This is a genomic window from Streptomyces sp. NPDC048514, assembly GCF_043199955.1.
Classification (GTDB): Bacteria; Actinomycetota; Actinomycetes; order Streptomycetales; family Streptomycetaceae; genus Streptomyces.
In genome coordinates, this window is sequence record NZ_JBICWT010000006.1 from 376789 (window position 1) to 397955 (window position 21167).

Sequence of the window (21167 nt, forward strand, 5' to 3'; positions counted from 1 at the left end):
TGTAGGGAGTTGAAATCATGGCCCCAAGCGCCATGAGTCGTGGCAAAGACAACTGGATCGCCGCCCTTTCCGAAGCCCAGCCGATCCCGTACTGGCTGGAGGATTTCGGCAAGCCACCCGCCGAGCCCGCCCTCACCGGCACCGAGACCTGCGACCTGCTGGTGGTCGGCGGCGGCTACAGCGGACTGTGGACCGCGCTCAACGCCAAGGAGCGCGACCCGCAGCGCGATGTGGTCCTGCTGGAAGGCCGTGAGGTGGGCTGGGCCGCCTCGGGCCGCAACGGTGGCTTCTGCGCCGCCTCCCTCACGCACGGCCTGCCCAACGGCCTGGCCCGGTGGCCCGGCGAGATCCACCGGCTGGAGGAGCTGGGCCGGCGCAACCTGGACGGAATCGAGGCGGCCGTCGCCCGGCACGGCATCGACTGCGACTTCGAGCGCACCGGTGAGATCGACGTCGCCACCGAGCCCTACCAGGCCAGGGAACTGCGCGACTGGCACCGGGAGCTGACGGAGAAGGGTCTGGCCGGCGGCGTCGAGTTCCTGGACGCCGACGCCGTGCGCGAGCAGGTGAACTCGCCCACCTTCGAGGCGGGCCTGTGGGACCGCCGGGGCGTGGCCATGCTGCACCCGGCGAAGCTGGCCTGGGGCCTGAAGCAGGCGTGCGTCGCACTGGGCGTGCGGGTCTACGAGCACACGCCCGCGCTGACCCTGAAGAGCCACGGCGCCGGCATGGCCGTACGCACCCCGTACGGCGCCGTCCGCGCCCGCACCGTCGCGCTCGGCACGAACATCTTCCCGAGCCTGCTGCGGCGCGTGCGCTCGTACACCGTCCCGGTCTACGACTACGCGCTCATGACGGAGCCGCTGAGTGCCGGGCAGCTGGCGGACATCGGCTGGAAGAACCGGCAGGGACTCGGCGACAGCGCCAATCAGTTCCACTACTTCCGGCTGTCCGCCGACAACCGCATCCTGTGGGGCGGCTATGACGCGATCTACCCCTACGGCGGCCGGGTGCGCGCCGAGTACGACGACCGGCCGGAGACGTACGCCAAGCTCGCGGGCCACTTCTTCACCTGCTTCCCGCAGCTGGAGGGTGTCCGCTTCACCCACGCCTGGGGCGGCGCGATCGACACCTGCTCCCGCTTCTCGGCCTTCTTCGGCACCGCCCACCAGGGCAAGGTGGCGTACGCGGCCGGCTACACCGGCCTCGGCGTCGGCGCGACCCGCTTCGGCGCCGACGTGATGCTGGACCTGCTGGACGGGCAGCCGACCGAGCGGACCGAGCTGGAGATGGTCCGCAAGAAGCCGCTGCCGTTCCCGCCCGAGCCCTTCGCCTGGACGGGCATCGCCCTCACCAAGTGGTCCCTGGCCCGCGCGGACGCACACGGCGGCCGCCGCAACCTGTGGCTGCGCACGATGGACCGGCTGGGGCTGGGCTTCGACAGCTGAGCCGTCCACCGGACCCGGAGCGGCCGACAGCGGCATGTGACCCAGGTCACCGTAAAGGGGACGTGGAACACGCGTAATGCTCCCCGTAGAGCCTCCCTCTCTCCTCCCGACGCGACCGCGTCGCACGAGAGAGGGAGGCTTCGTGACGAGTGGGGCGAAGGCGGCGGCCGACTGGCTGGCATCCGTCACACCGGACCCCGAGGCGTGCCGCTGGGAATGGGAGCGCAACCCCCTCGGGGTCGCCCTGCTGCCCGCCGGCAAGGCCTGGGACGTCCTGATCCTGCCGGGGGAGCTCGGCTATCCGACCCTGGACGTCCTCACCCGCGTCCTCGGGCAACCCGGCCCGGTGCTCGCCGACTTCGGGGACAACCGGGTCGGGTTCTTCGTGCCGCCCGGCACCGCGGCCCGCTGGCTCGGCACCGGCATCCGTACCGCGGGCTCCGGCACCTGGATCGTCGTGCCCTATCCGGGCCGGGCGACGCGGGGGGTGCGCTGGCTGATCCCGCCGGACGGCTCGGGCACCCTGACCGATCCCGCCCTGCTGGAACTGGCGATGCACGAGGCGGCGGCGGGGCTGGCGGTGGGCAGGGGCGAGGACGGGTAGCGCCGGGACACCTTGACAAGAGGATTGGTCTGGACCAAGTTGAGTGGGCTCCACCCCCTCCAACTCCCCTGCCCATGGAGGCCCTTGTGGAACGCGCCCCACGCGCTCACGGCGCCAGACGCCCCAGATCCGTGTCCGCCCTGCTCACCGCCGCGCTGCTGGCCGTACCCGGCGTCACCGCGCTCTCGTCGGCCGCCCGTGCGGCCGACGCGGACGTCAGCCGCAACGGCGGCTTCGAGTCGGGCCTCACCGGCTGGACCTGCACGGCCGGTACGACGGTGAACTCGCCCGTACACAGCGGGAGTTACGCACTGCAGGCGACCCCGGCCGGCAGCGACAACGCCCAGTGCGCGCAGACGGTGACCGTCCTGCCCGACTCCCAGTACACCCTGTCCGGCTATGTCCGCGGCTCCTACGTCTACCTCGGCGCGAGCGGCACCGGCACCACGGACGTCTCCGCCTGGACCCAGTCCGCCTCCGACTGGCAGAAGCTCGGCACCACCTTCCGTACCGGCCCCACGACCACCAAGGTCACGATCTACACCCACGGCTGGTACGGCACCGGCGCCTACCAGGCCGACGACATCTCCCTGGTCGGCCCGGGCGGCGGCACCGGGCAGCCGCCCGCCGCGCCGGCAGGCCTGCGGACCACCGCCGTGACCTCGTCCTCCGTGGCCCTGACCTGGACGGCGGTCACCGGCGCCACGAGTTACGCCGTCTACCGTGACGGTGTCAAGGCCGCGACGGTGAGCGGCACTTCGGCGACCGTCACCGGCCTGGCGGCCTCGACGGAGTACCGCTTCCAGGTCACGGCGAGCAACGACGCCGGCGAGTCGGCGAAGTCCGCGGTCGTGCCGGCGACGACCGGCGCCGGCAACGGCGGCGGCTCGGCCGGCCTGCCCGCCCACGCCCTCGTCGGCTACCTCCACGCGAGCTTCGCCAACGGCTCCGGCTACACCCGTCTCGCGGACGTCCCCGACAGCTGGGACGTCATCGACCTGGCCTTCGGTGAGCCCACCTCCACCACCTCCGGCGACATCCGGTTCAACCGCTGCCCGGTCACCGAGTGCCCGAACGTCGAGAGCGACGCCGACTTCAAGGCCGCGATCAAGGCCAAGCAGGCGGCGGGCAAGAAGGTGCTGATCTCCATCGGCGGGCAGAACGGCCAGGTCCAGCTGACCACGGCCGCGGCCCGCGACACCTTCGTCTCCTCGGTCTCGAAGATCATCGACACCTACGGCCTCGACGGCCTCGACATCGACTTCGAGGGCCACTCGCTGTCACTGAACGCGAACGACACGGACTTCAGGAACCCGACCACCCCCGTGATCGTGAACCTCATCTCGGCCCTGAAGACCCTGAAGGCCCGGTACGGCTCCGAGTTCGTGCTCACCATGGCGCCGGAGACCTTCTTCGTGCAGAACGGCTACCAGTACTACGGCACCGGCAGGTGGGGCGGCCAGGACCCGCGCTGCGGGGCCTATCTCCCGGTCATCCACGCCCTGCGCGACGACCTCACCCTGCTGCACGTCCAGGACTACAACTCGGGCCCGATCATGGGCCTGGACAACCAGTACCACTCCATGGGCGGCGCCGACTTCCACATCGCCATGACCGACATGCTCCTCACCGGTTTCCCGGTCGCCGGCGACCCGGGCAACGTCTTCCCGCCGCTCCGTCCCGAGCAGGTCGCCATCGGCATGCCGGCGTCGACGAACGCGGGCAACGGCTACGTCTCCCCGTCCGAGGTCACCAGGACCCTGGACTGCCTGACGAAGAGGACGAACTGCGGCTCGTACGCGACCCACGGGACCTGGCCCGCCCTGCGGGGCCTGATGACCTGGTCGGTGAACTGGGACCGCTGGTCGAACTGGGAGTTCCGGAAGAACTTCGACGCCTACTTCGGCTGACGGCCGCGATCCGGCCCAGCACCAGGGCGAGGACGGTCAGCAGCACCGAACCGAGGCACCAGGCGGCCACCACGTCCAGCGGCCAGTGCCAGCCGCGGCGGACCAGGCCGTACGACACCCCGAGGATCAGCGCCGCACAGCCGGCCACCAGGATCCGGCGGGTGCCGGGCGAGCGGAGCCGAGGCAGCAGGATCAGGGTGGCGGAACCGTACGCGATGGTCGCCGTCGCCGTGTGTCCTGAGGGAAAATAGCCGACGGCCGGGGGCACCACGGGGGTCCCCGGCCGCGCGGTCCACCACTTCAGCGGGACGATGATCGCGGGGACCAGCGCCATCAGCACGGCAGCGGCGAGCGGCGGCAGCCACCACCGGCCCAGACCGGTGGCCCGCCCCCGCCAGGCCGCGTACCCGAGGGCCGAGGCGAGCAGGGGGACCGCGACCTCGACGTTGCCCAGGTCGGAGAGCAGCTCGGAGAGCCGGTCCGGGTGGACCAGGGCCCGGCTGAGCCGGGCATCCAGGTGCAGCAGCGGACCGTGGGCGACGACCTGCCAGGTGATCAGGGCGAAGAGGACGGCCGGGACGCCGATGAGCGAAGCGCGGCGGGCTGAGGGCGACACGACGCCCAGCTTGGCAGACATCCGGGAGAAGGAGGTCGGCCGCCCGGGAACAGGGGGGGTGGTTCCGGGGCGGCCGTCCGGACCGGAACGTCGCACGCCCCGGGGGGTTTGGGGCGGCGACCGTCCGATCGGTGAGGAGATCCCGGCGTCAGGCGCCGGCTGTGTGCGCGAGGGCACGACCAGGTCGAAGCTGGGGAGGCCTCGGCCCGAGACCGCCCTCAGTTCCCTGCGGGCGGGGTGTATCTCTCATCTGGGTAGAACCTACGGCAGCCCGAGGCGCTTGGGCAGACGGAAACGCGTCCCGTCATCCACCCCGCACACGTTCTTCACACGGCCTGCCGCAGGAACCCGTCAGAGGTGCGGACCACTCGCTCAGATGCGCGAGAAGGCCTGCTCGATGATGTCCAGACCCTCGTTGAGGAGGTCCTCGCCGATGACCAGCGGGGGCAGGAAGCGCAGCACGTTGCCGTAGGTGCCACAGGTGAGAACCAGCAGGCCCTCGGCGTGGCAGGCCTTGGCGAGCGCGGCCGTGGCCTCCGGGTTCGGCTCCTTGGTGGCGCGGTCCTTGACCAGCTCGACGGCGATCATCGCGCCACGGCCACGGACGTCACCGATGATGTCGAACTTCTCGGCCATGGCGGTGAGGCGAGCCTTCATGACCTCCTCGATGTGCTTGGCCTTCGCGTTGAGGTCGAGCTCCCGCATGGTCTCGATGGCGCCGAGCGCACCCGCGCAGGCCACGGGGTTACCGCCGTACGTACCGCCCAGGCCACCGGCGTGCGCGGCGTCCATGATCTCGGCGCGGCCGGTCACGGCGGCCAGCGGCAGACCGCCGGCGATGCCCTTGGCGGTGGTGATCAGGTCGGGCACGATGCCCTCGTCCTCGCAGGCGAACCACTGACCGGTCCGGCAGAAGCCGGACTGGATCTCGTCGGCGACGAAGACGATGCCGTTGTCGTTGGCGAACTTCACGATCTCCGGCAGGAAGCCCTTGGCCGGCTCGATGAAGCCGCCCTCGCCGAGGACCGGCTCGATGATGATCGCGGCGACGTTGTCCGGGCCGACCTGCTTGGTGATCTGGTCGATGGCCTGCTTGGCGGCCTCGGGACCGGCGTTCTCGGCACCGGTCGGCCAGCGGTAGCCGTAGGCGACCGGCACGCGGTACACCTCGGGGGCGAACGGCCCGAAGCCGTGCTTGTACGGCATGTTCTTCGCCGTCAGCGCCATGGTGAGGTTGGTGCGCCCGTGGTAGCCGTGGTCGAACACGACCACGGCCTGCCGCTTGGTGTAGGCACGCGCGATCTTGACGGCGTTCTCGACGGCCTCGGCGCCCGAGTTGAACAGCGCGGACTTCTTGGCGTGGTCGCCCGGGGTCAGCTCGGCCAGCGCCTCCGCGACCTCCACGTAGCCCTCGTACGGGGTGACCATGAAACAGGTGTGGGTGAAGTCGGCGAGCTGGGCGGAGGCCCGGCGCACGACGGCCTCGGCGGAGGCGCCGACGCTCGTCACCGCGATACCGGAACCGAAGTCGATGAGCCGGTTGCCGTCGACGTCCTCGATGATGCCGCCGCCCGCGCGCGTGGTGAACACGGGCAGTACGGAGCCCACGCCCTGGGCGACCACGGCGGTACGGCGGGCCTGCAGCTCCTGCGACTTCGGGCCGGGGATGGCGGTGACGACGCGGCGCTCCTGCGGAAGTGCGGTCATGAGGGGCTCCCTGATGATCTTGCGTACCGGGCGGTCCCGGGCTGTACCCGGCGGTGCGTTTTCGGACGCATACCTATCTTTCTTCGCAGGCTAGGGCCGTGCGAGCGGGGTGGGCATGCTCCATGTGGGCGTTGTCGGCGGCTTCCGTTGTCCGCCGTGGACATAGGAGGGGGACGGCCGGGTGACCGCCATACGCCGGGCCGGCGGCCCCTCTCGGCCACGTAAGCGGTGAACTCCCCTTGCCGGGGCGTTAGATTGGCTCGCTGATGGTGGACGGAACGGCTGGTCAGGGGGCAAGGCGGATGGACAGCGACGGCACGCACGACACCCGAGCCACGCACACGAACCCGGTACCGCACCCGGCGGCGCCACTGGAGGGCCCCGCGGCGCCGCCACTGCCCCCGCTCCCACCCGGCACACCACCCAGGCCGGACGGCTCCGCCTTCCTGACCTGGCTGCGAACCCCCCGCCCCGAGGCCGCACCCGGTGTATGGCGCTTCGGCCACCTGCCACGGCCCGAGCAGGAGACCGAGCAGATCCCGGCGCGGCAGCTGATCAGCGGCGCGCTGATCGCCTTTCTCGTGGGCTGGCTGATGTGGTCCCTGCTGTGGAACGGCTACCTCGGCGGCTGGTGGGTGCTGCCGCTGGAACTGTTCACTCCGGAGTCCTGGCGCCAGGGCAACGACCGCGTCGGAAACGCGGTCCTCTGGTACACCTACTACACCCTCATCGCCGTCGCGATCCTGCTCGTCGTCGGCCGCCTCGGCCGCTGGGGCGAGGTGTGGCGCCGTTTCGGTCCGCGCGCCTGGCGTCCGGCCCAGCAGGCGGTCGAGCGGCCGCCCGCCCCCGAGCAGGATCCCGCCGAGTTCCCCCACTTCCGCCAAGCCGGTGCTTTCGAAGCCGCCGAGCGGCTGGCCGCCGAGGCGAGGGCCGGACTGATGCGAGACGTCGATCACGCGCGGATCAACCGGGCCTGGCAGGGCGTACGGTCCGGCCGGCACTCCCTGGCCACCTTCACCGGCACCGTGCTGAAGGACGGCGCCGCCGCCTGCCCGCACCCCTCCGGCGCACGCGACCTGCCCGCCCGGCACGCCCGGCACGACCTGTACACCGGACAGGTCCGCCTCGGTACCACCGCCGACGACCCCCGCAACCCCAATCACTACCGCGGCGCGGGTCTCGGTCTGAGCCCCGAGCTGCTCGGGACCTCGCTGCTCGCCGTCGGCCCGGCCGGGTCCGGGAAGACCGGCGGCCTGGTGCGGCCCCTCGCCGAGTCCTTGTGTCTGCACGCCCTCGCCGGCCGCGCCTCCGTCGTGGTCGTGGGCGCGGCGGGCGCCGGTCTCGGGTCGGCCGATGCCTACGACGTCGTGATCGGTGTCGGCCACCCGGAATCCGTCCACGACCTCGACCTCTACGGCGGGACCAACGACCCCGACGAGGCCGCCGCCATACTCGCCGAGGCCCTGGTCGGCGATCTCGCAGACCCGCACCCGGGCAGCGACAGTCGCCGTTCCACCACGGTCCTGGCCCAGTTGCTCGGCCCGTTCCGCGCCGTCCACGACCGCTTCCCCTCCGTACCCGAACTGCGGCAGCTCCTCGACGGCGCCCCCGGCCCGCTGACCGCGCTCCGCACGGCGCTGACCGAAACCGGGCAGGAACCGCTGCTCAGGGAACTGGACGCCCGCGAGCGCCAGATGGCCCACCCGGGTGACGTCGGCACGGTGCTAGCCGACCGGATCGCACTGCTCGACCGTCCCGCCTTCGCCGGCTTCTTCGACACCTCCGGGCATAGCCGGCCGTTCTCCCTGAAAGCACTCGATCATCCGGTCCGGGTCCGCATCGACCTGCCCCAGCGTGGCCACGCGGACGCCTCCCGGATCCTCTCCCGGCTGGTGCTCGCCCAGTTCACCGCCGCCGTGACGGTGCGTGAGGACCGGTCGCTCTTCGCCTGCCTGCTGCTGGACGACGCCACCGGTGTCGTCACCCCGGAGGCCGTGCGGGGCATCCAGCGGCTGCGCTCCTCGGGTGCCGGTGCGGTGCTCACGCTCCGCACCCTCGACGACGTACCCCGGCCGCTGCGCGGTCCGCTGCTCGGGGCCATCGGCTGCCGGATGGCACTGTCCGGGCTCACGCCGTGGGACGGGCAGGACTTCGCCGAGGTGTGGGGCAAGGAATGGACCGAGACGCGGGACGTCACCGACCGGCAGATCATCGCCGAGACACCGGCCGGCAAGGCCGTACACATGCTGCGGCGGGTCATCACCGGACAGGCGCCGACGGCTCGGGCCGTCACCGTGCGGCAGGTGGAGCGGGAGCGGTGGTCGGCCTCCGAGTTGGCGCACGGCGTGCCGCCGGGGCACGCGGTGTTGTCGTTGACGACCGTGCGGGGGGAGCACGCGCCGCCGTTGCTGGTGGATCTACGGGGATGAGAGGCCGCCGGCGTGGGTCGGCGGGGGCGAGGGCCGGCGTGAGTCTGCGGCGGTGAAGGACCAGCGTGGGCCCGCGGCGGTGGAGCATCGGCGTGGGCCCGCGGCGGTGGAGCAGCAGCGTGGGCCCGCGGCGGTGGAGCAGCAGCGTGGGGCGGCGCGTGAGGGGCCGCCGCGGATGCGGTGGGGGTGACGGCCAGCGTGCGATCGTACGGTGAGGCAGAATCGGCGTAGGCCGTTCGTACGCGGCGGCCAAAAGATCACCTGCGCTCCCCGGATCCCCACTCCGCACCCCTCCCCGGATCCCTACTCCGGACTCGCTCCTCGAATCCACCCCGAACCCGCCCCCCGGATATCCACCCCTGACCTGAACCCGGGCCCCAGCCCGTACCCCGCCCCAGCCCGTACCCCGCCCCTGCCCGTACCCCGCCCCGGCCCCCCTCACCGTGAAGGCCTCATGCCCCCGACGCTGTCCTCGCTCGTCCACCACTCCGCGCTCAAACTGACCGTGCGCGCGGGCGAGGATCGCCTCGACGTGCCCGTGCGCTGGGCACACGTCAGCGAGCTGGCCGACCCCGTCCCCTATATGGAGGGCGGCGAGCTGCTGCTGATCACCGCGCTCAAGCTGGACGCGGAGGACCCGGAGGCCATGCGCCGGTATGTACGGCGGCTGGTCGGCGCGGGCGTCGTCGGACTCGGCTTCGCCGTCGGCGTCAACTACGAGGACATCCCCGAGGCCCTCGTCGACGCCGCTCGGGACGAGGGGTTGCCGCTGCTCGAGGTCCCCCGCCGCACCCCCTTCCTCGCCATCAGCAAGGCCGTCTCCGCGGCGATCGCCGCCGACCAGTACCGCGCGGTCACGGCAGGCTTCGCCGCCCAGCGCGAGCTGACCAGACAGGCCCTGAACTCCGGTCCCGAAGGCCTGCTCGGCGCGCTCGCCGCGCAGGTCGACGGCTGGGCGGCGCTCTACGACGCCTCGGGCGCCGTCGTCGCCGCCGCACCGGAGTGGGCCGGCCGGCGGGCCGCCCGGCTCACCGCCGACGTCGAACGGCTGCGGGAGCGGGCCGCCCCCGCCTCCTCCGTCGTCGGCGGCCCCGAACACGAGGACCGGGTCGAGCTGCACTCCCTCGGCACCGGCCGGCGGCCGCGTGCCGCGCTCGCCGTGGGCACGGCCGCCGCCCTCGGCACCGCCGAGCGCTACGCCGTCCACTCCGCCATCGCCCTGCTCACCCTGACCACCGAACGCTCCCGCTCCCTGCACGCCGCCGAGCAGCGGATCGGTACGGCGGTGCTGCGCATGCTGCTCGCCGGGGAGCCCGACCACGCCCGGGCCGTCGCCGGGGATCTGTACGGGGCTCTGCTGGACGCGCCGTTCCGGATGATCGTCGCCGAGTCGGTGTCCGGGCCGGCGACCCGGGCGCACGCCGATGCCCACGCGCGCGTACCCGCGTCCGCCGTCAAGTCCGGCTCGGGTGCCAAGTCCGGGTCGGGTGCCAAGTCCGGGACCGGCGCCAAGCCGGGCGGCGTCGCCAAGCCGAGTGCCGCTGCCGTGCTTGCCGCCGCCGGCGCGGGCGGTGAGCCGCTGGGCGGGCTCGCCGAGACCGTCGAGTCCGCCGCCGCGCGTTCCGGGGAGGCGGTGCTGGTCGTGCCGGAGGGTGAGCGGCTCGTGGTGCTCGCGGCGGACGGAGGTGCGGCGGTGGCCGCCTGTGCGCAGTACGCGGGCGCGCTGGAGGCGTCGCGGACGGTGTCCGACCAGACGGCAGTGGCCGTGGCGGACGAGTACGAGCTGATCGTGGGCCTCTCCGCGCCGGCCGGCCCGATCGCCGCCGCGGCGGCCTACAAGCAGGCCGAGCAGGCGCTGTCGGTGGCGCGGCGCCGGGGCCGGGTGCTGGTGGAGCACGAGCAGCTGGCCGCCGGATCCGTGCTGCCGTTGCTGGCCGACGACGCGGTGAAGGCGTTCGCGGACGGGCTGCTGCGGGCGTTGCACGAACACGACGCGACGGGGCGCGGGGACCTGGTCGCTTCGCTGCGGGCGTGGCTGTCGCGGCACGGGCAGTGGGACGCGGCCGCGGCGGACCTGGGCGTGCACCGGCACACGCTGCGGTACCGGATGCGGCGGGTCGAGGAGATCCTCGGCCGCTCGCTGGACGACCCGGACGTCCGGATGGAACTCTGGCTCGCCCTCAAGGCCACGCCCCCCGACTGACCGGCGGCAGGCGGCCACTCCAGCCGCGCCCGGCGGGCGGCCGCCAGTCCACGCGCCCCCTAGCCGCTCCCGCGCCCCGGCGGGCGGCCACCAGTCCACCCACCCCCTAGCCGCTCCCGCGCCCCGGCGGGCGGCCACCAGTCCACCCACCCCCAGCCGCTCCCGCGCCCCACCCCGCCATTCCGGCGTACCCCTCGTCCCGACTGCTACAGCTCGGACAAACGACCGTCGGGCGCCTGCCGCCTACCGTGGACCACGAAAGCCCACAACACCCTCCAACGCGGAAAGGCCGGGAAGACATGACTTCCACCCACGCCTTCTGGCTCGCCGGCCGCCAGGTCACCGGCGAGGACACCTTCGATGTCACCTCGCCGTGGGACGGCCGCCTCGTCGGCAAGGTCAGCGTGCCGACCGACGCCCAGGTCGAGGAGGCCGTGGCCGCCGCCTACGCCGTGCGGGACGAGTTCGCCGCCACCCCGGCGCACGTGCGCGCCGCCGCCCTCGACCACGTCAGCAAGCGGCTGGTGGAGCGCACCGAGGAGATCGCCCAGCTGATCTCCGCCGAGAACGGCAAGCCGATCAAGTGGGCCCGGGGCGAGGTCGGCCGTGCCGTCTCCGTGTTCCGGTTCGCCGCCGAGGAGGCCCGCCGGTTCAACGGCGGCGAGGCCCAGCGCCTCGACACCGACGCCGGCGGCCAGGGCCGCCTCGCGCTCACCCGCCGCTTCCCGAAGGGCGTCGTGCTCGGCATCGCGCCGTTCAACTTCCCGCTGAACCTGTGCGCCCACAAGGTGGCTCCGGCCATCGCCGCCGGCGCGCCGATCATCCTGAAGCCGGCCCCGGCCACCCCGCTCTCCGGCCTGATCATCGGTGACCTGCTCGCCGAGACCGAGCTGCCGGCCGGCTCCTGGAGCATCCTTCCGGTCGCCAACGAGAAGATGCCCGCCCTCGTCCAGGACGAGCGCCTGCCGGTCATCTCCTTCACGGGCTCCGAGAAGGTCGGCTACGCGATCATGGACTCGGTGCCGCGCAAGCACTGCACGCTGGAGCTGGGCGGCAACGGAGCCGCGGTCGTCCTCGGCGACTACGCCTCCGACGCCGACCTGGACTGGGCCGCGACCCGCATCGCGACCTTCTCCAACTACCAGGGCGGCCAGTCCTGCATCTCCGTGCAGCGTGTGATCGCCGACGCGTCGGTGTACGACCGGCTGCTGCCGCGCGTCGTCGCCGCCGTCGAGGCCCAGGTCACCGGTGACCCGTCCGACGCCAAGACGGACGTCGGCCCGCTGGTGAGCGAGGACGCGGCCAAGCGCGTGGAGTCCTGGGTCAAGGACGCCGTCGAGGCCGGTGCCACGCTCCTCACCGGCGGCGACCGCGACGGCGCCTCCTACGCGCCGACCGTCCTCACCGACGTACCGGCGGACACCACCCTCGCCTGCGAGGAAATCTTCGGGCCCGTCCTCACCGTGCAGAAGGTGGACGGCGAGGCCGAGGCGTTCGCCGCGGTCAACAGCTCCAAGTACGGCCTGCAGGCAGGCGTGTTCACCCACGACCTGCAGATCGCCTTCCGTGCCCACCGCGCCCTTGAGGTCGGTGGCGTGGTGATCGGCGACGTCCCGTCCTACCGTGCCGACCAGATGCCGTACGGCGGCGCCAAGCAGTCCGGTGTGGGCCGCGAAGGCGTGCGGTTCGCGATGGAGGACTACACCTACGAGCGCGTGCTGGTCCTCACCGGTCTCGCGCTCTGACCTGCCACGGACAGGTCGGAAACGGAACGGCCGCAGCCCACTGTGCGGGGGCTGCGGCCGTTCGCCTGTCCGGCGTGCCGTCCGGTCGGCGCCACTCGCGACCGGTCACCGGCGGGCGCCGCCGAGATCCTCCAGCGCGCCCGCGACGGGGCCCGCCGGCCCGGGCCGGCACGGCCCGGGCCGGTCAATCGATCGACACCCACCTGGCCCGTGTCCACCGCGAGCCGCGCGGGTCCTTTCGCGTCGCCCTGGTCCGGTCACCGTTTCGGCAGAGCGCCGGAACGGTGACCGGACGGTATTCGACCCGATCGGACCGCGAGGGGTGGTGGGGTGGGCCCGTTTCAGGTACCAACGATCCAGTAGCACTGGTCGGTAAGGAACGGTCCGCAATCATCCTTCTTCGCGGCGAGGTGAGCCTCAATGTCCGCCACCACCACCCCACGCACCAACGTCACCGAGCGCGAGGCGCGTCAGGTGGCGGAGGCCGCCCGGCAGCAGGACTGGCACAAGCCCAGCTTCGCCAAGGAGCTGTTCCTCGGGCGCTTCCGGCTCGACCTCATCCATCCCCATCCGCTGCCCGACGAGGAGTCGGTCAGGCGCGGTGAGGAATTCCTGGCAAAGCTGCGCGTCTTCTGCGAGACGGCCATCGACTCCGCCCGCATCGAGCGCGAGGCCCGCATCCCCGACGAGGTCGTCGCCGGCCTCAAGGAACTCGGCGCCCTCGGCATGAAGATCGACCCCAAGTACGGCGGTCTCGGCCTCACCCAGCTCTACTACAACAAGGCCCTCGCCCTGGTCGGCTCCGTGAGCCCGGCCGTCGGCGCGCTGCTCTCCGCCCACCAGTCGATCGGCGTGCCGCAGCCGCTGAAGATGTTCGGCACCCAGGAGCAGAAGGACACCTTCCTGCCCCGCTGCGCCCGCACCGACATCTCCGCCTTCCTGCTCACCGAGCCGGACGTCGGCTCCGACCCGGCCCGCCTCGCCACCACGGCCGTACCCGACGGCGACGACTACGTCCTCGACGGGGTGAAGCTGTGGACCACCAACGGCGTGGTCGCCGACCTGCTCGTGGTCATGGCGCGGGTGCCGAAGTCCGAGGGCCGCAAGGGCGGCATCACCGCGTTCGTGGTGGAGGCCGCCGCCGAGGGAATCACCGTCGAGAACCGCAACGCCTTCATGGGCCTGCGCGGCATCGAGAACGGCGTCACCCGCTTCCACCGGGTCCGGGTGCCCGCCGCCAACCGCATCGGTCCCGAGGGCGCCGGGCTGAAGATCGCGCTCACCACCCTCAACACCGGCCGGCTCTCGCTGCCCGCGATGTGCGCCGGCGCCGGCAAATGGTGCCTGAAGATCGCCCGCGAGTGGTCGGCCGAGCGGGAGCAGTGGGGCAAGCCGGTCGCTCTGCACGAGGCCGTCGGCTCCAAGATCAGCTTCATCGCGGCCACCACCTTCGCCCTGGAGGCCGTCCTCGACCTGTCCTCGCAGATGGCCGACGAGGACCGCAACGACATCCGCATCGAGGCCGCCCTCGCCAAGCTCTACGGCTCCGAGATGGCCTGGCTGATGGCCGACGAACTGGTCCAGATCCGCGGCGGGCGCGGCTACGAGACGGCCGAGTCCCTGCGGGCGCGGGGCGAGCGCGGGGTCCCGGCCGAGCAGATCCTGCGCGACCTGCGGATCAACCGCATCTTCGAGGGCTCGACCGAGATCATGCACCTCCTCATCGCCCGCGAGGCGGTCGACGCCCACCTATCGGTCGCCGGCGACCTCATCGACCCCGACAAGTCCCTGTCGGACAAGGCGCGGGCGGGCGCGAGCGCGGGTGTCTTCTACGCCAAGTGGCTGCCGAAGCTGGTTGCGGGCCCCGGCCAACTACCCACCGCGTTCGGTGAGTTCAAGCAAGACGTCGATCTCTCCGGGCATCTGCGCTATGTCGAGCGCACCGCCCGCAAGCTCGCACGCTCCACCTTCTACGCGATGTCCCGCTGGCAGGGCCGGATGGAGACCAAGCAGGGGTTCCTCGGCCGGATCGTGGACATCGGCGCCGAACTGTTCGCCATGAGCGCGGCCTGCGTCCGCGCCGAGCGGCTGCGCGGTGAGGGCCGGCACGGCCGCGAGGCCTACCAGCTCGCCGACGCCTTCTGCCGCCAGGCCCGCATCCGGGTCGAGGAACTCTTCGGCCGTCTGTGGACCAACACCGACGACCTCGACCGCAAGGTGGTCGAGGGGGTCCTCGGCGGGGCGTACGAGTGGCTGGAGGAGGGCGTCGCCGACCCGTCCGGCGACGGCGTGTGGATCGCGGACGCGACCCCCGGCCCCTCCGCCCGGGAGAACGCACGCCGCCCCTTCGGCACCTAGCCCCACGCCCCGGCCGCACCCCGGACCGGCCGCCTCCGGGAACCGCCCCGCACCGGCCGCCCCCTGGACCCGCCCTGCCCCGCGCCGTTCCCGGGGCCGTCGAGACCGGGGGGCGACCTCCGGGATCACGGCCGCGACATCCGGGGTGGCGGCTCCACGCTCGCCGCTCTCGAGGACGGGACGGCCCGGCAGGTGTCGCCCGGCTGAGGCTCCGGGCCCTCGGTTCCTGCGATCGCGACGCTCGCGAAGCCGAACTTCCCGAGGCGGTCGCCGCGCACAGCGCCCTGCTCGCCGGCCCGCTCGCCGCCAGCGCCGACCCGGACGACTTCTTCCGCGACCGCGTGGACGAGGCTCCCGCGCTGCACGCGCGAATGCCGGCGGCAGCGCGGCCCTTCCCGCCGATCCCGTCGACCGGCAGTTCGAACGGCGGGAAAGCGCGCAACGCCGATGAGCCGGAAATCCACCCACCCCACTCGTCACGGACTGATCGGGCACGGTCGACGCACCCGCCCGAGGGACGCGCTGTCCTGACGGCCGCCGGTTGCGGCGACAATGGGGGGATGACCGACAGTCCCGCCCGTCCGGCGCCCCTCGCCGATCCCCACCTCGTCTACGACCCCCTCCCCGGGGGCGGACCCAGGGACGTGGTGATCCTCGGCTCCACCGGATCCATCGGCACCCAGGCCATCGACCTCGTGCTGCGCAACCCCGACCGCTTCCGCGTCACCGCGCTGTCCGCGAACGGTGGCCGGATCGCCCTCCTCGCCGAGCAGGCGCACCGGCTGCGGGTGCGGACCGTCGCGGTCGCCCGCGAGGACGCCGTACCCGCCCTGCGCGAGGCGCTCGCCGGCGAGTACGGCGCGGGTGAGCCGCTGCCCGAGATCCTCGCCGGCCCCGACGCGGCCACCCAGGTCGCCGCCTCGGACTGCCACACCGTGCTCAACGGCATCACCGGGTCCATCGGCCTGGCCCCCACCCTCGCCGCCCTCGAGGCCGGCCGCACCCTCGCGCTGGCCAACAAGGAGTCGCTGATCGTCGGCGGACCGCTGGTCAAGGCACTCGCCGAGCCCGGGCAGATCATCCCGGTCGACTCCGAGCACGCCGCCCTCTTCCAGGCCCTGGCCTGCGGCACCCGCGCCGACGTGCGCAAGCTGGTCGTCACCGCCTCCGGCGGCCCCTTCCGCGGCCGGACCAAGGCCGAGCTGGCGGACGTCACCGTCCAGGACGCCCTCGCCCACCCCACCTGGGCGATGGGCCCGGTGATCACGATCAACTCGGCGACCCTGGTCAACAAGGGACTGGAGGTCATCGAGGCGCACCTGCTCTACGACATTCCCTTCGACCACATTGAGGTGGTCGTGCATCCGCAGTCGTATGTCCACTCGATGGTCGAGTTCACCGACGGTTCCACGATCGCCCAGGCGACGCCCCCCGACATGCGCGGGCCGATCGCCATCGGTCTCGGCTGGCCCGAACGGGTTCCGGACGCGGCGCCCGCCTTCGACTGGAGCAAGGCCTCCACCTGGGAGTTCTTCCCCCTGGACGACGAGGCCTTCCCCTCGGTGAACCTCGCCCGGCACGTGGGGCGGCTCGCGGGGACGGCTCCGGCGGTGTTCAATGCGGCCAACGAGGAGTGCGTCGAGGCCTTCCTGGGCGGCGTGCTGCCCTTCAACGGGATCATGGAGACCGTGACCCGGGTGGTCGAGGAGCACGGCACCCCGCTCGCGGGAACCTCGCTCACGGTGTCGGACGTCCTCGAAGCGGAGACCTGGGCGCGGGCCCGGGCCCGCGAACTCACAGCCACGACGGCGACCGCGGAGGCGCGTGCATGACGACCTTGATGTTCATCCTCGGCATAGTGGTCTTCGCGGTGGGCCTGCTCGTCTCGATCGCGTGGCACGAGCTGGGACACCTGTCCACGGCCAAGCTCTTCGGCATCCGCGTCCCGCAGTACATGGTGGGCTTCGGCCCCACCATCTGGTCGCGGAACAAGGGCGACACCGAGTACGGCATCAAGGCCATCCCGCTCGGCGGCTACATCCGCATGATCGGCATGTTCCCGCCCGACGACGCCGGCCGGATCTCCGCCCGCTCCACCTCCCCGTGGCGCGGCATGATCGAGGACGCCCGCTCGGCGGCCTTCGAGGAGCTACAGCCGGGTGACGAGACGCGCATGTTCTACACGCGCAAGCCGTGGAAGCGCGTCATCGTCATGTTCGCCGGCCCCTTCATGAACCTGGTCCTCGCCATCGGCCTGTTCTTCGTCTCGCTCATGGGCTTCGGCATCCAGCAGCAGACCACCACCGTCGCTTCCGTCTCGCCCTGCGTCATCGACCAGAGCGAGCACCGCGACAGCTGCAAGAAGTCCGACCCGGCCTCACCTGCCCAGGCCGCCGGCATCCGGCAGCGCGACGAGATCGTCTCCTTCGACGGAAAGGCCACGAAGGACTGGAACACCCTCTCCGACCTGATCCGCGACAGCGCCGGCAAGAGCGTGCCGATCGTCGTCGACCGCGACGGCAGGCAGCTCACCCTGCACGCGAAGATCGCCACCAACCAGGTCGCCAAGAAGGACTCCAGCGGCGCCTACGTCCAGGGCAAGTTCGTCGAGGCGGGCTTCCTCGGCTTCAGCTCGGCCACCGGCGTGGTGAAGCTCGACTTCGGCGATTCGGTGACCTGGATGACCGACCGCGTCGGTGACGCCGTCGACTCGCTCGCCGCCCTGCCCGGCAAGATCCCCGCCCTGTGGGACGCCGCCTTCGGCGACGGCCCGCGCGAGCCGGACTCGCCGATGGGCATCGTCGGCGCGGCCCGCATCACCGGCGAGATCGCCACCCTGGACATCCCCGCATCCCAGCAGGTGGCCGGGTTCGTGATGCTCCTCGCCGGGTTCAACCTCTCGCTGTTCCTCTTCAACATGCTCCCGCTGCTCCCGCTCGACGGCGGGCACATCGCGGGCGCCCTGTGGGAGGCGCTGCGGCGCAACCTCGCCCGGGTGCTGCGCCGGCCGGACCCCGGTCCGTTCGACGTGGCCAAGCTGATGCCGGTGGCCTACGTGGTGGCCGGGATCTTCGTCTGCTTCACCGTCCTGGTGCTCATCGCGGACGTGGTCAACCCCGTGAAAATCTCCTAGCCACGCGATGTTCAGGGCGGCCGGGGACCCCGTGGTTCCCGGCCGCCTCCCATCGGGTGGGTTTATCGGGTGGGATGTGCCCGCGCCGGGGCCGGTGCCGTAATCTCGAAGCCTGGAGCCCGCCGTTCACGGGACCGGACCTTGATCCACGACTTGGGGTTGCACTGCAGATGACTGCGATTTCTCTCGGCATGCCGTCCGTTCCGACCAAGCTCGCCGAACGCCGCAAGAGCCGGCAGATCCAGGTCGGAACCGTGGCGGTCGGTGGAGACGCACCCGTCTCGGTCCAGTCGATGACCACGACCCGTACGTCCGACATCGGCGCCACCCTCCAGCAGATCGCCGAGCTGACCGCCTCGGGCTGCCAGATCGTACGCGTGGCCTGCCCCACCCAGGACGACGCGGACGCCCTCGCGACCATCGCCCGCAAGTCGCAGATCCCGGTCATCGCGGACATCCACTTCCAGCCGAAGTACGTCTTCGCGGCCATCGAGGCCGGCTGCGCCGCGGTCCGGGTCAACCCGGGCAACATCAAGCAGTTCGACGACAAGGTCAAGGAGATCGCCCAGGCCGCCAAGGACCACGGCACCCCGATCCGTATCGGGGTCAACGCCGGCTCCCTGGACAGGCGACTGCTCCAGAAGTACGGCAAGGCGACCCCCGAGGCGCTGGTCGAGAGCGCCCTGTGGGAGGCGTCCCTCTTCGAGGAGCACGACTTCCGGGACATCAAGATCTCGGTGAAGCACAACGACCCGGTCGTGATGATCGAGGCCTACCGCCAGCTCGCCGCCCAGTGCGACTACCCGCTGCACCTCGGCGTCACCGAGGCCGGCCCGGCCTTCCAGGGCACGATCAAGTCGGCGGTCGCCTTCGGCGCGCTGCTCTCCCAGGGCATCGGCGACACCATCCGCGTCTCCCTGTCGGCGCCGCCGGCCGAGGAGGTCAAGGTCGGCCTCCAGATCCTGGAGTCGCTGAACCTCAAGCAGCGCGGCCTGGAGATCGTCTCCTGCCCCTCCTGCGGCCGCGCCCAGGTCGACGTCTACAAGCTCGCCGAAGAGGTCACCGCCGGCCTCACCGGCATGGAGGTCCCGCTGCGCGTAGCCGTCATGGGCTGCGTGGTGAACGGCCCCGGCGAGGCCCGCGAGGCCGACCTCGGCGTCGCCTCCGGCAACGGCAAGGGCCAGATCTTCGTCAAGGGCGAGGTCATCAAGACCGTCCCCGAGTCCAAGATCGTGGAGACCCTCATCGAGGAGGCGATGAAGCTCGCCGAGCAGATGGAGGCCGAGGGCGTCGCCTCCGGCGAGCCGTCCGTGTCGGTGGCCGACTGACCCCACGGTGACCGGACGGCCTCCGGTCCGCCCGGCTGTCGTCCGAGGGGTACGGCCGGAATCGACGGCAGCCGGCCCGCCCGGCTGTCGTCCGAGGCGTACGGCCGGAACCGACGGCCGACGGCCCGCCCCTCGGCCGAGGGCCCTGGCCGGACGGCCGTGAACCCGGAGCCGTACCGTGCGCCACCACGGGGCGGCGCCGTCGAATTCCGGCAGGTACAGTGCGGGGACCAGGCAACCCCACCGTGAGGCCCCGCCCGTGCTGACCCAGACCACCTCCCGGGTCCTCGAACCGAGCGACCTGGACGCCGCGCTCGCCGTCCTCGACCGAGACCCGGTGGCCAACGCCTTCGTGACCTCCCGGGTCCAGGTCGCCGGCCTCGACCCGTGGCGCCTCGGTGGCGAGATGTGGGGCTGGTACGAGGACGGCATGCTCACGTCGCTGTGCTACGCGGGCGCCAACCTGGTCCCGATCTGCGCCACTCCGCGCGCCGTCCGCGCCTTCGCCGACCGCGCCCGCCGGGCCGGCCGCCGCTGCTCCTCCGTCGTCGGCCCCGCCGAATCCACCGCCCTGCTGTGGCGCCTGCTGGAGCCCCACTGGGGCCCGGCCCGCGAGGTCCGCGGCCGGCAGCCGCTCATGGTCACCGACCGCATGCCCGCCGACATCGTCCCGGACCCCTACGTCCGCCGGGTCCGCAAGGACGAGATGGAGACGATCATGCCGGCGTGCGTGGCGATGTTCACCGAGGAGGTCGGCGTCTCCCCGATGGCCGCCGACGGCGGCCTGCTGTACCAGGCCCGGGTCGCCGAACTCGTCGGCTCCGGCCGCTCCTTCGCCCGCCTCGACGAGCACGGCAAGGTCGCCTTCAAGGCGGAGATCGGCGCGGCCACCTCCCGGGCCTGCCAGATCCAGGGCGTCTGGGTGGCCCCCGAGTACCGGGGCACGGGCCTGGCGGCCCCAGGTATGGCCGCCGTCCTGCGCTACGCCCTCATGGACGTGGCCCCGGTGGTGAGCCTGTACGTCAACGACTTCAACACGGCGGCGCGCAGGACGTACCGCAAGGTGGGCTTCCAAGAGGTGGGCGCCTTCATGAGTGTGCTCTTCTGAAGCCCCTGTACGCTCCCGGCATGGACCTCGTGATCGGCCCCCTGGACCTCGCAGCCCACGTCGACGAGGCCCTCGCCGTCCAAGCCGTCGCCTTCGGCCTCGGCCCCGAAGAGGTGGCCGTACGCCGGCAGATCGTCCAGCGGCACATGCAGTACCAGGGCGCGAGAGCCCTCGGCGCGAGGGTCGGCAACCACCTCGTGGGCTTCGTCTACGGCATGCCCAACTCCCGCCTCCACTGGTGGTCCACCGTCGTGGAGCCCTACCTCCGGGCCCAGGACAACGACGGCTGGCTCGACGGCTCCTTCGTCATCACCGAGCTGCACGTCCACCCCGGCCACCAGAACCGCGGCATCGGGCGGCGCCTGATCACCGCCATCACCGACACCGCCGCCGAGCCCCGTTCGATCCTCTCGGCGATCGACACCGACAGCCCGGCCCGCGGCCTGTACCACTCCCTCGGCTACGTCGACCTCGCCCGCCAGGTCCACTTCCCGAGCGCGCCCAGGCCCTACGCGGTGATGGGCGCCCCCCTGCCCCTGCGCCGTAAGTAGGGCCGGTCGCCCATATCCGATTTCCAC

The 21167-nt window shown here is 72.1% G+C and carries 13 protein-coding genes and 1 pseudogene; 12 read left to right on the top strand and 2 right to left on the bottom strand.

The genetic code is table 11. The features are described from left to right. The first annotated feature begins 17 nt into the window (after positions 1-17). The 3 genes from ACGFT2_RS16170 (at position 18) to ACGFT2_RS16180 (ending at position 3962) form a co-directional block, all read left to right on the top strand. Complete coding sequence (locus tag ACGFT2_RS16170) at positions 18-1448, top strand: NAD(P)/FAD-dependent oxidoreductase (RefSeq protein WP_393278263.1); 1431 nt, start codon at positions 18-20, stop codon at positions 1446-1448. A 142-nt stretch (positions 1449-1590) separates the two neighbouring features. After that, positions 1591-2052 (top strand): hypothetical protein, encoded by a 462-nt coding sequence (locus ACGFT2_RS16175; RefSeq protein ID WP_393278265.1) that lies wholly within the window; start codon positions 1591-1593, stop codon positions 2050-2052. Between the two features lie 74 nt (positions 2053-2126). Continuing rightward, on the top strand, positions 2127-3962 hold the full coding sequence (locus ACGFT2_RS16180; protein WP_393278267.1) for a chitinase: 1836 nt from the start codon (positions 2127-2129) through the stop codon (positions 3960-3962). A gap of 79 nt (positions 3963-4041) precedes the next feature. Here ACGFT2_RS16180 and ACGFT2_RS16185 read toward each other — a convergent pair. Both ACGFT2_RS16185 and gabT read right to left on the bottom strand, forming a co-directional pair. Further along, positions 4042-4599, bottom strand: a pseudogene (locus tag ACGFT2_RS16185) (phosphatase PAP2 family protein); the annotation flags it as partial. 351 nt (positions 4600-4950) lie between these two features. Then, a complete protein-coding gene (gene gabT, locus ACGFT2_RS16190) occupies positions 4951-6285 on the bottom strand; it encodes a 4-aminobutyrate--2-oxoglutarate transaminase (protein WP_393278269.1) in 1335 nt (444 codons plus the stop codon). A 302-nt stretch (positions 6286-6587) separates the two neighbouring features. Between gabT and ACGFT2_RS16195 the strand changes: the two genes are divergently transcribed. The 9 genes from ACGFT2_RS16195 (at position 6588) to ACGFT2_RS16235 (ending at position 21140) form a co-directional block, all read left to right on the top strand. Then, complete coding sequence (locus ACGFT2_RS16195; RefSeq protein ID WP_393278271.1) at positions 6588-8714, top strand: ATP-binding protein; 2127 nt, start codon at positions 6588-6590, stop codon at positions 8712-8714. A gap of 454 nt (positions 8715-9168) precedes the next feature. Next, positions 9169-10917, top strand: coding sequence for a PucR family transcriptional regulator (locus ACGFT2_RS16200; RefSeq protein WP_393278273.1), 1749 nt, complete (start codon positions 9169-9171; stop codon positions 10915-10917). Positions 10918-11216: 299 nt separating this feature from the next. Continuing rightward, on the top strand, positions 11217-12662 hold the full coding sequence (locus tag ACGFT2_RS16205; protein ID WP_393278275.1) for an aldehyde dehydrogenase family protein: 1446 nt from the start codon (positions 11217-11219) through the stop codon (positions 12660-12662). A gap of 420 nt (positions 12663-13082) precedes the next feature. Next, positions 13083-15020: an acyl-CoA dehydrogenase family protein gene (locus ACGFT2_RS16210; protein WP_393278277.1), complete on the top strand. Its 1938-nt coding sequence runs from the start codon at positions 13083-13085 to the stop codon at positions 15018-15020. A gap of 560 nt (positions 15021-15580) precedes the next feature. Beyond that, positions 15581-16852 carry a 1-deoxy-D-xylulose-5-phosphate reductoisomerase gene (gene dxr, locus ACGFT2_RS16215; RefSeq protein WP_393278279.1) on the top strand — a complete coding sequence of 424 codons (1272 nt, stop codon included), beginning with the start codon at positions 15581-15583 and terminating at the stop codon, positions 16850-16852. Beyond that, positions 16849-18153, top strand: a complete 1305-nt coding sequence (locus ACGFT2_RS16220; protein ID WP_393278281.1) for a M50 family metallopeptidase — start codon at positions 16849-16851, stop codon at positions 18151-18153. The genes dxr and ACGFT2_RS16220 overlap by 4 nt, the downstream gene beginning before the upstream one ends. A gap of 170 nt (positions 18154-18323) precedes the next feature. Continuing rightward, positions 18324-19481, top strand: a complete 1158-nt coding sequence (ispG, locus tag ACGFT2_RS16225; RefSeq protein ID WP_393278283.1) for a flavodoxin-dependent (E)-4-hydroxy-3-methylbut-2-enyl-diphosphate synthase — start codon at positions 18324-18326, stop codon at positions 19479-19481. 259 nt (positions 19482-19740) lie between these two features. Then, positions 19741-20589 (top strand): GNAT family N-acetyltransferase, encoded by an 849-nt coding sequence (locus ACGFT2_RS16230; RefSeq protein ID WP_393278285.1) that lies wholly within the window; start codon positions 19741-19743, stop codon positions 20587-20589. 20 nt (positions 20590-20609) lie between these two features. After that, positions 20610-21140, top strand: a complete 531-nt coding sequence (locus ACGFT2_RS16235) for a GNAT family N-acetyltransferase (protein ID WP_393278287.1) — start codon at positions 20610-20612, stop codon at positions 21138-21140. The last annotated feature ends 27 nt before the right edge of the window (positions 21141-21167 follow it).

Coding starts and splice junctions, on each gene's coding strand:
- ispG (WP_393278283.1), top strand. CDS start 18,324: ATGACTGCGATTTCTCTCGGCATGCCGTCCGTTCCGACCAAGCTCGCC.
- ACGFT2_RS16210 (WP_393278277.1), top strand. CDS start 13,083: ATGTCCGCCACCACCACCCCACGCACCAACGTCACCGAGCGCGAGGCG.
- ACGFT2_RS16220 (WP_393278281.1), top strand. CDS start 16,849: ATGACGACCTTGATGTTCATCCTCGGCATAGTGGTCTTCGCGGTGGGC.
- dxr (WP_393278279.1), top strand. CDS start 15,581: ATGACCGACAGTCCCGCCCGTCCGGCGCCCCTCGCCGATCCCCACCTC.
- gabT (WP_393278269.1), bottom strand. CDS start 6,285: ATGACCGCACTTCCGCAGGAGCGCCGCGTCGTCACCGCCATCCCCGGC.
- ACGFT2_RS16195 (WP_393278271.1), top strand. CDS start 6,588: ATGGACAGCGACGGCACGCACGACACCCGAGCCACGCACACGAACCCG.
- ACGFT2_RS16170 (WP_393278263.1), top strand. CDS start 18: ATGGCCCCAAGCGCCATGAGTCGTGGCAAAGACAACTGGATCGCCGCC.
- ACGFT2_RS16200 (WP_393278273.1), top strand. CDS start 9,169: ATGCCCCCGACGCTGTCCTCGCTCGTCCACCACTCCGCGCTCAAACTG.
- ACGFT2_RS16235 (WP_393278287.1), top strand. CDS start 20,610: ATGGACCTCGTGATCGGCCCCCTGGACCTCGCAGCCCACGTCGACGAG.
- ACGFT2_RS16205 (WP_393278275.1), top strand. CDS start 11,217: ATGACTTCCACCCACGCCTTCTGGCTCGCCGGCCGCCAGGTCACCGGC.
- ACGFT2_RS16180 (WP_393278267.1), top strand. CDS start 2,127: ATGGAGGCCCTTGTGGAACGCGCCCCACGCGCTCACGGCGCCAGACGC.